The sequence below is a fragment of the Burkholderia sp. BCC0398 genome (assembly GCF_902833245.1).
In the GTDB taxonomy this organism is placed as follows: Bacteria; Pseudomonadota; Gammaproteobacteria; order Burkholderiales; family Burkholderiaceae; genus Burkholderia; species Burkholderia sola.
Window position 1 is genome coordinate 271,826 of record NZ_CADFEM010000005.1, and the last position, 12,610, is coordinate 284,435.

At 64.3% G+C, this 12,610-nt stretch carries 10 protein-coding genes and 1 pseudogene; 8 read left to right on the top strand and 3 right to left on the bottom strand.

What is annotated here, in order from left to right:
- Nucleotides 1-87: 87 nt before the first annotated feature.
- Nucleotides 88-1,020, top strand: coding sequence for a transcriptional regulator GcvA (gene gcvA / locus HWX76_RS13115; protein WP_050013506.1), 933 nt, complete (start codon nt 88-90; stop codon nt 1,018-1,020).
- A 73-nt stretch (nt 1,021-1,093) separates the two neighbouring features.
- On the opposite strand, the gene HWX76_RS13120 is transcribed toward gcvA, so the two are convergent.
- Nucleotides 1,094-2,260, bottom strand: coding sequence for a porin (locus HWX76_RS13120; RefSeq protein ID WP_050013642.1), 1,167 nt, complete (start codon nt 2,258-2,260; stop codon nt 1,094-1,096).
- A 737-nt stretch (nt 2,261-2,997) separates the two neighbouring features.
- On the bottom strand, nt 2,998-3,462 hold the full coding sequence (locus HWX76_RS13125) for a GNAT family N-acetyltransferase (protein ID WP_050013505.1): 465 nt from the start codon (nt 3,460-3,462) through the stop codon (nt 2,998-3,000).
- 149 nt (nt 3,463-3,611) lie between these two features.
- Between HWX76_RS13125 and HWX76_RS13130 the strand changes: the two genes are divergently transcribed.
- The 6 genes and pseudogenes from HWX76_RS13130 (at nt 3,612) to HWX76_RS13155 (ending at nt 10,008) form a co-directional block, all read left to right on the top strand.
- Nucleotides 3,612-4,274 (top strand): GntR family transcriptional regulator, encoded by a 663-nt coding sequence (locus HWX76_RS13130; protein WP_050013504.1) that lies wholly within the window; start codon nt 3,612-3,614, stop codon nt 4,272-4,274.
- Nucleotides 4,258-5,496, top strand: coding sequence for a dicarboxylate/amino acid:cation symporter (locus HWX76_RS13135; protein WP_050013503.1), 1,239 nt, complete (start codon nt 4,258-4,260; stop codon nt 5,494-5,496). The genes HWX76_RS13130 and HWX76_RS13135 overlap by 17 nt, the downstream gene beginning before the upstream one ends.
- A gap of 169 nt (nt 5,497-5,665) precedes the next feature.
- Entirely contained in the window at nt 5,666-6,070 is a 405-nt protein-coding gene (locus HWX76_RS13140) for a hypothetical protein (RefSeq protein WP_050013502.1), read from the top strand.
- 323 nt (nt 6,071-6,393) lie between these two features.
- Nucleotides 6,394-6,621 (top strand): annotated as a pseudogene (locus HWX76_RS36675) (GNAT family N-acetyltransferase); the annotation flags it as partial.
- Between the two features lie 121 nt (nt 6,622-6,742).
- The gene (locus HWX76_RS13150) at nt 6,743-8,155 is read left to right on the top strand and encodes an HD domain-containing phosphohydrolase (RefSeq protein ID WP_050013501.1); all 1,413 of its coding nucleotides are present in this window, start codon (nt 6,743-6,745) and stop codon (nt 8,153-8,155) included.
- Between the two features lie 83 nt (nt 8,156-8,238).
- Nucleotides 8,239-10,008 (top strand): histidine kinase, encoded by a 1,770-nt coding sequence (locus tag HWX76_RS13155; protein WP_050013641.1) that lies wholly within the window; start codon nt 8,239-8,241, stop codon nt 10,006-10,008.
- A 33-nt stretch (nt 10,009-10,041) separates the two neighbouring features.
- On the opposite strand, the gene HWX76_RS13160 is transcribed toward HWX76_RS13155, so the two are convergent.
- Complete coding sequence (locus HWX76_RS13160; RefSeq protein ID WP_050013500.1) at nt 10,042-11,148, bottom strand: PHB depolymerase family esterase; 1,107 nt, start codon at nt 11,146-11,148, stop codon at nt 10,042-10,044.
- Between the two features lie 284 nt (nt 11,149-11,432).
- Here HWX76_RS13160 and HWX76_RS13165 point away from each other — a divergent pair, with 284 nt between their 5' ends.
- Entirely contained in the window at nt 11,433-12,557 is a 1,125-nt protein-coding gene (locus HWX76_RS13165; protein ID WP_176015898.1) for a sensor histidine kinase, read from the top strand.
- Nucleotides 12,558-12,610: the final 53 nt, after the last annotated feature.

Below are 12,610 nucleotides of genomic sequence, written 5' to 3' on the forward strand. Positions count from 1 at the left end.
TCAGGCTCGACGTGGCAATTTTATGACCGGGATGTCAGGCATTTCAATTGAGCTAAAATCCCGTCAACAGAGAGAAAAAGTCACGTCATGGACGAAAGCCGAGGTGCTTCGACGCACCGGGACGAACTCCCCCCGCTCAATGCGCTGCGCGCTTTCGATGCGGTTGCGCGGCACGGCAGCTTCGCCGGCGCCGCGGCGGAACTGCACGTCACCCATTGGGCTGTCGGAAAACAGATCCGGTTGCTGGAGGACTGGTTCGGCCTGCCGTTGTTCGATCGTCGTCCGCGTGGCGTCGTGCTCACCGACGAAGGGGCCGCGTTGCTGAGCGACGTCAGCCACGCGTTCGAGCGCCTCGGCACCGCGGTGGTGCGGCTGCGCCACAATCCGTTCGCGCACCGGATATCAGGCGTCGTGCGGGTGAACGTGCCGATGAGCTTTGCGCTGTGCTGGCTGCTGCCGCGGCTCGCCGATTTCCATGCGCGGTACCCCGACATCGACGTCAGGGTGTCGACGACGTCGCGCAAGCTGCGCTATGTCGCCGATGCGTTCGATATCGGCGTTCGCTCCGGTCCCGAGCAAGGCGCGGGCGTCGTCTCGCGTTCGTTGATGCCCGACCCGCGTGTGCCGGCTTGCAATCCCGCCTTGCTGCGCCAGCATCCGATACAGAGCGTGACCGACCTGCGTCATCACACGCTGCTGCATTCGGCCACGACGCGTTCCGCGTGGTCGCACTGGTTGAAGGAAGCGGGTGCGCCCGATCTGCGCGCCGCGCGCCACGTCGAATTCGATCACGTGAATCTTCAGCTGGGCGCGGCGATCGAGGGACTCGGCGTGGCGTTGGCATCGCTGCCGCTGATCGGGCGCGATCTTGCCGAAGGGCGCCTCGTGTGTCCCATCGCATCGCCCGTCTGGCGTGCCGACGACTACATGCTGGTGACGAACGCCGATCGCGCCGACGATGCGGCCGTGTCCGCGTTCGAGGCGTGGATGGAAGGCATGGCGAGTCAGGAGGGCGGCTAGGTTCGCCGATCAGGCCGGGCGAGGTACGACACCGGAGCCATGCCGCCACTGCTCCGGTGTCGCGAGTCGGCGATCAGAAGCCGTGGAACATGCCGATGTTGACCTGAACCTGGTTGCCGCCCGACGACGTGTTGCCGAAGTCGGCAGCGGAAGCCTGCGCACCCTTCGCATGCACGTAGGCGCCCATCGCATACAGCGCGGTACTCTTCGACAGCGAGTACGTCGCACCCAGCGACACCTGGTTGATCGAGGCCATCGTGCGACCCTCGGCCGCTTGCGTGGGCGTGGCTGCGGAACCGTAGACATACGTGTAGCCGGTCGCCAGCGACAGCGCCGGCGTGACGCGGTACTGCAGCAGCGCACCGAGCACGTTGAAGTGGATTGACGGCTGGCCATCGTTGCCCTTGTACTGGGCGTTCGAGTAGCGCAGCCCGGCCGTGTACGGACCGACCTCGTATTGCGCGGCGACTTGCGCGATGCCCGCGCTCTTGAACGCATTGCCGCCGTTGTAGCCCGAACTCGGATAGCCGAGCGCGCCGCCGAAACTCGGTTGGGCGGTTGCGTTCACCCATCCGTTCTCGCCCTGGTTGGCCGCACGGAAGTAGCCGCCGGCGACCGTCAGGCCACCTTGAGCGTAGGTCGCGGCCGCCGACCACGATTGCCCCGAACCCGTTGCACCGGCCACGCCGCCGAACGAGTACGCGGCTTCGGCCTGGAAGCCGTGGATGATCGGCGAAATGTACTTCACCGCGTTGTTCTGGTTCGTCGTGTTGTCGTTGTTGTCGACGTCGCCCGGCGTCGAGAAGGTCGACGCCGAAATGGCGTCGCCCGTCAGGACCTGAACCATTTCCGTCACGGCGTCGAGCTGGCGCCCCATGCGCAACGCGCCGTACTGATTGGACGCGAGGCCCACGTACGCCTGGCGGTTGAACAGCGAACGCGTGTTACCGATCGGCCCCTGGCCGCCGATGCCGCCCGTCCCGATGTTGAAACCATTCTCGATCTTGAATACCGCCTGCAGGCCGCCGCCGAGATCCTCCTGGCCCCTGAGGCCCCACTTGTTCGAACCCGAGGCGCCGCCATCGAGGCCGTACCGACTGTGGCCATTGATGTTCGACGTGTAACCGATACCTGCATCGAGCATGCCGTACAGGGTGATCGACGACTGTGCCATTGCTGCCGACGATGCTGCGAAGGCGGCAACAGCGATAACGCTGATGTTGATTTTTTTGTTTTTCATCTGCATTTCACTGTCAGGAGTAGTTTCGGGATGGGGTGAAACGACTTTCGTCGTATCCGGATGCAGCGGGCGGCGCATGGCCTGCGCGTCGTTTCGGTCGCGACGGCCTGCGTCATGTTCGCCGCATCGGCATGCCGGATCGGCTCACTTCGTGATCCTTACAATTTCCCTTGCTCGGTTGTCGCATCGGTCGTCCTTGCGGACTGGCCAGGCGTCCGGTTCAGCCGCCGGCGACGGGCGCCGATACGGCCTGGCCGCACTTTGCAAGTGGAAGGACCATATCAGGAACATAAATGCCGGTCAAAATTTGTTTGATATAAGTTAATCTCGTCTGATCGGCGGGCGCCTTACGGGATTTCCCTTATAAGAATCGGCGCGAAGGCGACGGGTTATCGCGATCCGCGCCATCACGCTGACGATCTCGACCACGGCAAGCGAATTCAGGTGGGGGGAGGGAATAATCGGCTTGAAGGGCTGGCACGACGGGCAACGCTCATGCAGTCCCGGTTGTAATCGTTCTATTTATTCCCGGGTTGCAATAATCGAAACAGAGGAGGCGATTGTTGAATGTCGGTGCGATTGGCCGCAAGCGGGTTTTCCGCGTGTCGCTGAGCGGCGGATAGTTTTACGCGGGCGAACCGGCTCATGCGGACGCCGGACGAACCGGTTTTCCGGGTCGGCAGCCAGCGCCTGACCTTGGCGTCCGATTCCAATCGAACGTCAATCGCGGACGAAACTCAGCATTCGATCCGGCGTTGCATTAAATAGAATTTCATGTCGTCGCGGCCATGCATTGAAATCGGTATCGGGTCCCGCTCAAAGCCGAGCATTTCGTAGAACGGGTATGCCGATTCGCGCGCCGTGCACCAGAGCAGCACGCCACGCTGTTCGCGCACATGGCGAATGGACAGATTGACCAGCAGGCGTCCGAATCCCAGGCCGCGTACCGACGGATCGACGGCCATGCCGCGAAGGCGCCACATTTCAGTGTTCAAAGCGCCGGATTGTGCTTCTTTACACACCGATGCCACCGCAACGATCCTGTCGTTGTCACGAACGGCAAAGTGCATCGTCGTTGGGGCGTGATCTCCGTGTAGCGCGCTTCCCTCTTCATCTCCCGCCATCAGGATGGCGGCCCTGAGGGGATAGGTTTCTTCCGCACGGACGGCACAGATGGTAAAGCGCACATCTTGTGAAATCATATAATTATCGGCTCTCTTCGTAACGCGGATTTTCTTCCAATTCTCTTTCGACATACCCACTCGCAAAATTAGCAGTTGCCGGGCATGGCGAGTAAGGGTAATTTCCTACCTGTTTTGTTTTTTGAATCATACGCTAACTGCGATCACAGATGACGTTGAAAGTATCGACAGATGCAGAACTGGCCTACGACGAGATCCGATCGCGGATCTTTGACGGCCGTCTTGCGCCTGGGCAGAAAGTATCTCACCGAGGCCTGTCGGACGAACTGGGTTTCGGCCAGATGCCGGTGCGCAGCGCATTGCATTTGCTCGAATCCGAAGGGCTGGTCGTCGTGATCGAAAAGAGCGGCACCTATGTCGCGTCGCCGACGACCAGCGATCTTCGCGAAATTTTTGAAATGCGGCTGGCCCTCGAGAGTACCGCAGCGTTTCTCGCAGCGAAGTCCGGCGTAACGGCAGGCCTTCGCGAGGCCGCGGCAAAAATGCGGGAACTGATCGACCGGGACGTCGCGGACATCATGCTCGAGCAACGTATCGGTTGGGTGTTTCATCAAGAGTTGTTTGCTGCCGCACGGAACGTCCGGATTTCGTCGGCGTATGGTTTATTGCGGGCCCAGACCCTGGCCCTGAACGAACTTCCGCGTGGCGACGCGGAAACCGTTCGGCGCGGCACGATCGAGCACCTGCACATCTTTCACGCAATCGAAGCGAACGACGGCGAGCTCGCGCGTCAGCATATGTGGAATCACATCGTTGACGGCACACCGGCACGGATAAAACTGCTAAAGGCACGGCATGAACACGAAAAATAAAGGGCTTTCCCTCCCGATGCAAATGTTTGGCGGACTTGTGCTGGGCGTCGCTTGCGGCGTGTTTGCGCCGGGCTTCGCCGCGAAGCTGGGCTTTCTCAGCACGATGTTCGGCCACGCGATCAAGATGGTCGTCATGCCGTTGATCTTCCTGTCGGTCACGGTCGGGGTCTTCCGTGCGGGCCGGCTTCGCGAGCGGCTTGGCAAGGTCGCCCTGTCCAGTATCGCCTTCTTCATTTTGATGACGGGGCTGGCTGCATCGTGCGGCCTGCTGCTCAACTTTGCATTTCGACCGGGTCTCGGCGCGAGCCTGACTCACTCTGGATCGATGCCCGCCGCGCTTGCTTCCAGCATCGACTGGACGAAATTCCTCGTCGATTTGATCCCCGCGAACATCGTCGCTGCGCTTGCTGCGGGGAATTCGCTCCCGGTGCTCGTTTTCGGCGTCATTTTCGGCGCCGCATTGTCGGCCGCCCCGGAGCGGGCCGAGCCTGCGATTGCCGTTTTCGAGGCGCTGCTGTCGGGGCTGTTCAAGATGATCCAGTGGGTGATCGCATGGTCGCCGCTCGCGATCTTCGCCGCGATCGCGCAGTTGTTGGCAGCCAAGGGCTTTACGGGCGCGCACTCGCTCATCGAGCTGCTGGGCGTGGCCTATCTCGGCATGGCGATTCTGGCGGTCGTGCTGACCATCGTCATTCGCGTCGCCGGTCAGTCGCCGCTCGCCGTGCTCAGGAAGGTGAAGGAGCCGCTGATCCTGGGGTTCACGACGCGTTCGTCCGAAATTACCTATCCGTTGCACCTGAAGAAGCTGGTTGAACTGGGCGTGCCCTATGGCGTGGCGTCCACGATCTTGCCGCTCGCCTATATTTTCAATCGCGACGGCGCGGTGCTCTACACGGCCCTCGCGGTCGGGTATCTGGCCGACGCCTATCACCTCGTCTGGTCCTGGCCGCTGGTGATCACGATTTTGATCTTGACGATCGTCACCATCGACGGAGCAGCCAACGTGCCGTCCGGCGCGATCGTCGCGATCACCATCGTTCTCACGTCGATCGGATTGCCGGCCGATGCGGTGCTGCTGCTGTTGGGCGTCGACGCGTTTTTCGACATGGGAAGAACCGCGCTCAACGTCTACGGGAGCACGGCGGCCGCGGCCGTGGCGGTGAAGCTTTCCGGTTCGGAGAGTACGGCCGCGGAAACCGTGCCGGGCCGGGCAAGCGTGTAGGGGCTCCGGAAGCGACGGGCGGTGCGCGTTTCCATGTTGCGCCCGCCTGTTGCAACGCGCTGGCGTACCGCCATTCGCGCATCCAGGCACGACGAGGAGAGGGCATTGGATGAGCGCGTGTCTTTATCAAGTTACAGTTAGTAGAGCGGCGTATCGTTGCAGGAGAAACATGATGATTGGTTCAGAATCCGCAGATTTTTTCATGCTGCGTTTGGGCACGCCGCATCCGTCGTGGACATTCACCGATGACAGCAACATGATCGGCATTGTCGATTGCGACGGGGTGGTGAGCGCCATGTTCGAGCTGGATCGCAACCAGGTCGCACAGATCAGAGGGCTGGGCCAATCGGTGGAGAGAATCCGGTGTACTTGCGAGCGCGCTGGCCGGGAGCTGCACTTTTATCTCCATGGGAGACAGGTGTCTCAAGGACTGTGGGCCGGCGTCGCGTCGGCCGATCCCGACTATCTGCCGACCGATGCGATGATCGCGACATGGGAAGGGCCGAATTCCGACGATGCGTTGGAGCTTGCGGGCGTGAACGCTCGCGTGGCAGCATCCGTGAGCTTGGCCTAAACTGCGATCACAGATTGTTGCGCGGGGTCGAGCCGGGCGTCCCGATCTTTGGGGCAGGTCGTTTGCCGTCTCCGTCCGTTTGTACACGTACGCCGGTCAATGTATGCGGTTCTGGCACACTCAACCTCGGATCGCCAGAACCTTTTGCTGGCCAGCTTACTGGCCAGCGTTTTTTATTCCTTGAGCCGATCGCATCGGCTCGCTCGCTTGCTTCGCGCTCGCCGATCGACGAGAGGTGTGCCGCCGAAGTCCGTGTTGAGCGAAGATGTCCGGAGTCAGTTCATGCAAGCGCAAGGCATCGAGGCGCGCTGAAGCGATCACGCGTCCTCGATGCCCGGTGGCCCGTGCCCGCGCATCAGCGCAAAGGCATCGGCGCCGCCGTGCTGCGCGCGATCCTGGCCGACGCCGACGAACAGCGAATGCCCGTTCGCGTCGGCGCTTTGCGCGGCAGCGATTCGAACCGCTTCTACGAACGGCACGGCTTCGTGCGAACCGACGAAGCGGAATGGGACATCACCTACCGCCGCGAACCGGGCGCGGCAACGACGTAGCACTCGCGTGATGCATTCCGGTTGAAATCGACACGCACGCATTAGCGTTTTCACCAATGTGGAAAACGCGGCACCGGCCGATGTTGCAGAGAGGGCGTAAATAATGGAGCCGAGGCCGATTATGACGACATCTGCAACAAACGGCGTGAATGCCGTGCCGCCCGAAACGTCCGACACCGCCGCGGCATCCGGCGACGCGGCGCGCGTACCGTCGATCCTGCTGGTCGACGACGAACCGAACGTGCTGTCCGCGCTCAGGCGCGTGTTCCGGCCCACCGGCTACGACATCGTGACCGCCGACAGCGGCGAGGCCGCGCTCGAGATCTTGGCGTCGACGGAAATCGATCTGATCGTGTCCGACATGCGGATGCCGCACATGAGCGGCGCGGAATTCCTGGCGCGCGCGCGGGGGCTGTACCCGGACACGATGCGCATTCTGCTCACCGGCTATGCGGAGATCGCGTCGGTCATGCAGGCCGTCAACGAAGGCGGCGTGTATCGCTACCTGAACAAGCCGTGGGACGATCACGACCTGCTGCTGACGATCGAGCACGCGCTGGAGCAGCGCCGTCTGCGCGGCGAAGCGGCCCGGCTGGCGGCGCTGACGGAAGCGCAGAACGAAGCGCTGCGCCGTTTCAACACGGATCTCGAAACGCAGGTTCGCGCGCGCACCGAGGAGCTCGGCCAGACGGTGATGTTCCTCGAAGCGGCGCAGCGCGACCTGAAAAGCAGCTTCACGGCGATGGTTCAGGTGTGCGCAAGCATGATCGAGCTGCGCTGCGGGGCCGCGAGCGGGCATGCGATGCGCGTCGGCGAGATCGCGCGCCGGCTCGCGATCGCCGACGGGATGAGCGAACTGCATGCGCAGGACGTCTATTTCGCGGGGCTGTTGCACGGCATCGGCAAGCTGTCGCTGCCGGACGAATTGCTGCACAAGCCGCTCACGCGGATGACGACGGACGAGCACCGGGTGTTCCAGGAGCATCCGCTGCGCGCGCAGATGGTGCTGACGCCGGTCGCCCAGTTGCACAAGGTCGCGTCGATCGTGCTGCACCAGTACGAGCGCTTCAACGGCCGCGGCACGCCGGATGGGCTGGTCGGCGACGCGATCCCGGTCGGGTCGCGGATCGTCGCGATCGCGCGCGATTTCGAAGGGCTGCGCCACGGCGAAATCGGGGCGCCGCATTCGATCGAGCAGGCGATCGACGTGTTGCACTCGCAAGCAGGCGTGCGTTACGACCCGCAACTGGTCGCACGCTTCGTCGAGTTGATGCGGGATCCGGCGAGCCTCGGCATCGCGGCGTCCGTCGCGGAAATCCGGTCGGCTCAACTGCGCGAAGGAATGGAACTCGCCGACGATCTGCGCACGCATCGCGGCGTGTTGTTGATGACGAAGGGCAGCGTGATGTCCGCGCACCAGATCGAACTCGTGCGCCGCTTCGAAACGCGGGAGGGCACGCCGTTCGACATTCTCGTGCTGGCCCGTCCGGCGGGGCACGCGCACGCCCCCCACCCAGGCGCGCCGCCGGCCTGACGTCGAACGGCGGCCTGATGGCCGCGGTGCGCGCGAGCGCCCGCACCGCGGCGATGCAATCAACCCGTTCCGGGCGTCCGATCATGCATGGCATCTACAACGTTCCGCTCGTCCTGCTGTCGCTCGCGATCGCGACGCTGGCCTCCTATACGACGCTCGACCTCGCCGCGTTCATTTCGCTGCTCGACAATCCGAAGCTCAAGCGCGCGTGGCTGGGCGGTGGCGCGGCGGCGATGGGCACCGGCATCTGGTCGATGCATTTCGTCGGCATGCTCGCGTTTTCGTTGCCGGTGCCGCTCGGCTATGCATGGCAGGAAACCGGCGCCTCGCTGGCGATCGCGGTGCTCGTGTCGTATTTCGCGCTGAACGTCGTCACGCGCGCACGGCTGGGCTGGCGGCGGATGTGCGCGGGCGGCGTGCTGATGGGCGGCGGGATCGCCGGCATGCACTACACCGGGATGGCCGCGATGCACATGCAGCCCGGCATTCGCTACGATGCGTTGCTGTTCGCCGCGTCGATCGGCATCGCGGTGATCGCGTCGACGGCCGCGCTGTGGATCGCGCAGGCGTTGCGCATGCAGCAGGCACGCTACGCGACCGCGCAGCGCATCGGCGCGGCCGTCATCATGGGCATCGCGATTACCGGCATGCACTACACGGCGATGGCGGCCGCGCATTTCGCGCCGGATGCGCGGTGCGGCGCCGCGAACGACGTCGACGCACCGTGGCTCGCGACGACGGTCGCGTTGTTCACGATGGCGACGCTGGTCGTCACGCTGCTGGTGTGCCGTTTCGATGCGCGCACAACGTTCCTGCGCGGGATGACCGACACGCTGGAGCGACTCGTGCGGTTGCGAACCGGCGAACTTGAACGCGCACTGCATCGCTACGAGCAGACGACGCAGATGCTGCAACGTACGCGCGAGAACATGGCGACCGAGATCGACGAACGCAAGGCCGCGCACGCGCTGCTCGAACAGGAGAAGGACGAACAGCGGCGCCTGCTGCATGCGCTCGAGGAAACGCACGAGCAATTGCTGCAGTCGGAAAAGCTCGCGTCGATCGGGCAGCTCGCGGCCGGTGTCGCGCACGAGATCAACAATCCGATCGGCTTCGTCAGCGCGAACCTCAATACGCTGAAGACGTGGGTGCGCAGCCTGCTCGACGTGGTCGCGGCGCATGAGGCCACGCTGCCGCAGCTCGATCCGGCCACCCGTGACGCGCTGACGGCCGTGCACCGTGTCGCGGATCTCGACTACGTCCGCGACGAGATCGCGATGCTGATCGACGAATCGATCGACGGCGCGCTGCGCGTGCGGCGCATCGTGCAGGATTTGCGCGATTTCTCGCGCCCGGCCAGCGACGAATGGAGCGTGGTCGATCTGCATGCGGGCCTCGAGAGCACGCTCAACGTCGTCCACAACGAGCTCAAGTACAAGGCCGACATCGTGCGCGATTACGGCGACGTCCCGCACGTCGAATGCTTGCCGTCGCAGTTGAACCAGGTGTTCATGAACCTGCTGGTCAACGCGGCGCAGGCGATTCCGGAGCGCGGCGTGATCACGATCCGCACGTCGAGCGACGGCGACCAGGTATCGATCGCGATCAGCGACACCGGCGCCGGCATGACGCCCGACGTCGTCCGGCGGATCTTCGATCCGTTCTTCACCACGAAACCGGTCGGGCAGGGCACGGGGCTCGGGCTGTCGGTATCGCATGGCATCGTCGAGCGTCATCGCGGCACCATCGACGTGACCAGCGAGCCGGGACGCGGCACGACCTTCCGGATACGGTTGCCGGTTCGGCGTGCCGGCGATCGTGCGAACGCGGCGGCGTTGGAGCAACGGGCATGACGACGCGATGGCGACGGGCGCGAGCGCCGCGCGTCACGCCAATCGCTTGCGGCGCTGACGACGAAAGAAATGCCAGAACATCGCGGTCGCGTCCGGGCCGGTGGCGGAATGGAACGGCTCGCCCGGATCGCCGCCGCTCCATGCATGCGGCAGCCCGCGGACGATGCACACTCTGACGACCAGCCGTCCACCCTTCAGATAGTCGACGTAGTCCGCATCGTCGTGCGCGTAGCTGCGTTGTTCGCCGACGCGGATCGCACCGTGTTCGTCGACGAGCCGGTTGAGCCGCGCGAACGCGATGCCGAGCTGCGTCGCGTTCCGGTCGGTCACGACCGTATCGAGCCGGCCATGGATCACGAAGGCCGGCATGCCGGGATAGGCCGCGACGTCGGCGCACGCGTCGAGCGCGTGGATCGGATCGTCGCGGAGGCCGCGACGCATCAGGCTCATCGCAGCCATCGTCGACGACGGCGGCGCGATGGCCGGCCCGGAGTGCAGGCCGATGGCCGCGAAGCGGTCGGGATACCGGAGCGCCAGCGCCGCGGCGAGCCCCGCGCCGGCGGATAGGCCGGCCACGTAGATCCGGTCGCGATCGAAGCCGTGGCGCTGAACGATGGCGTCGACCAGCGACGCGACGGACGCGGCTTCCGACTGGGTCGCGTCGCCATGCCAGTGCCAGCAACGGTGCGCATGGGCCGTCTTGGCCTGCTCGGGGAACAGCACGGCGAACCCCGAGCGCTCCGCGAGACGGCAGATGCGCGTGCCCGCGGCGAACGATTCGGCGGTTTGCTTGCAGCCGTGCAGCATGACGACGACGGGCATGCCCGCTGTCTGGGCAGGTGTAGCGGGAAGATACAGCGCGTACGCGAGATGGTTCACGAGCCGGCCGGCGCTCGGGCCGGCCGAATGAAACGACCGGAGCCAGGTGCCGGGCGGCCGGGCCGACGGCGCGCGTGCGGTACCCGTCCGTTTGGCGGCGCGGGCGGGGGCGGCCGGCTTGGCGGGCCGTTGAGCGAGCCTGGTGGCGGTTTTTTGGGCGGCCGGCCGCGCCTTGCCGGCGCGCTTCTTCGGACGTGCACCGGCCGCCGCGGAAAACAGTTCAAGATGTCGCAACCAGAGGCTGGATTTTTTCCTGGGCATGTGCAATCTCGTGCCGGCGGCCGGCCGTGACAGGAAGCGGCGGCCGATCCCACCGTCGGATGGAGGTCGAACGGGCGCGAAGCAAGGTTCGTGCTGCCGGTGTCGCGGCAATTGAAAGGTGGCGCCCTGCGGAACCGGAATGACGCGGATCGATTATCGACGATAGTGGCCGCCCGACGTGACGGGCGTGCGAATCGAAGCCCGCTGCGGGCCTCGCCGTCATTCACGTGATATCTTGCGGTTCGACAGAAGCGTCCACCGTTCATTCCGTTGTGAGGGGCGACATGCGTCTTTCCGATTTCATCGTACGGAACATGGAACCGATCCTGGTGCAGTGGGAAGCGTTTGCTGCCACGCTGTTACCGGCCGCGAGGCACATGACCTCGCACGGACTACGCGACCACGCGCGCGAGATCCTGATCGCCGTCGCCAAGGACATCGCGACCCCGCAGACGAGGGAAGCGCAACACGAAAAATCGCTGGGGCGCGCACCCGAGCCGGCGAACGCCAGCGAGACGGCCGCGCAGACGCATGCCGTTTTGCGCGCCCAGCGGGGTTTCAACATCAACCAGTTGGCGGCCGAGTATCGGGCGCTGCGTGCCAGCGTGCTGCGCCTGTGGATCGACGCGTGTCGGCCGGGCCCGGTCGACATGGACGACATGATTCGCTTCAACGAAGCGATCGATCAGGCGCTCGCGGAATCCGTCTCGTTTTTTACCGAACAGGTCGAACAGGCTCGTAACTTGTTTCTCGGCATGCTGAGCCATGACATGCGCACGCCGCTGCAGACGATCCAGCTCACGGCGTCGTATCTTGCCGCGCTCAATGCGGGTGAGGAGATATCGGAGGCCGCCGCTCGGCTGATCAGAAGCGGTGGTCGCATGCAGGGCCTTCTCGATGATCTCTGCGATTTCAATCGAACCCAGCTCGGGCTGGGCATCAACGTCGTTCCCCGTCCTATCGACCTCGCGCATGTGCTCGTCAATGTGGTGGACGAGCTGCGGGCAGGTCATCCGGATCGCGAAATCACCGTCGATATGGGTGGGGATCTCCGGGGCGAGTGGGACGACCAGCGCATGCAGCAGTTGCTGAGCAATCTGGTGAGCAATGCCGTCAAGTACGGTGCGCGCGATACACCGGTGCGGGTGGTGGCCGCGACGACCGGCGCCGACGTGGTCGTCGAGGTCGGCAACAGCGGGCCGGCGATCGATCCGCGCACGCTCGACCGTATTTTCGATCCGCTCGAGCGCGGGGAGGCTGATCGTTCGCGACGGACGGGGGATGATGCCGGTCTAGGGCTCGGGTTGTTTATCGCCAACGAAATCGCCAAGGCGCATCGCGGCCGGATTGATGCGCGGTCGGATCAGACGGAAACCGTTTTTACGGTGCGGTTGCCGAGGGGCGGGTGAAGCGGGGAGTGCGGGCCGGGGGATGATTCGCCGTCGGGCTTGCGGTTGGCGGT

Excerpts from the sequence above, each read along its gene's own strand:
- gcvA (WP_050013506.1), top strand. The coding sequence starts at position 88 with ATGGACGAAAGCCGAGGTGCTTCGACGCACCGGGACGAACTCCCCCCG.
- HWX76_RS13120 (WP_050013642.1), bottom strand. The coding sequence starts at position 2,260 with ATGAAAAACAAAAAAATCAACATCAGCGTTATCGCTGTTGCCGCCTTC.
- HWX76_RS13125 (WP_050013505.1), bottom strand. The coding sequence starts at position 3,462 with ATGATTTCACAAGATGTGCGCTTTACCATCTGTGCCGTCCGTGCGGAA.
- HWX76_RS13130 (WP_050013504.1), top strand. The coding sequence starts at position 3,612 with ATGACGTTGAAAGTATCGACAGATGCAGAACTGGCCTACGACGAGATC.
- HWX76_RS13135 (WP_050013503.1), top strand. The coding sequence starts at position 4,258 with ATGAACACGAAAAATAAAGGGCTTTCCCTCCCGATGCAAATGTTTGGC.
- HWX76_RS13140 (WP_050013502.1), top strand. The coding sequence starts at position 5,666 with ATGATGATTGGTTCAGAATCCGCAGATTTTTTCATGCTGCGTTTGGGC.
- HWX76_RS13150 (WP_050013501.1), top strand. The coding sequence starts at position 6,743 with ATGACGACATCTGCAACAAACGGCGTGAATGCCGTGCCGCCCGAAACG.
- HWX76_RS13155 (WP_050013641.1), top strand. The coding sequence starts at position 8,239 with ATGCATGGCATCTACAACGTTCCGCTCGTCCTGCTGTCGCTCGCGATC.
- HWX76_RS13160 (WP_050013500.1), bottom strand. The coding sequence starts at position 11,148 with ATGCCCAGGAAAAAATCCAGCCTCTGGTTGCGACATCTTGAACTGTTT.
- HWX76_RS13165 (WP_176015898.1), top strand. The coding sequence starts at position 11,433 with ATGCGTCTTTCCGATTTCATCGTACGGAACATGGAACCGATCCTGGTG.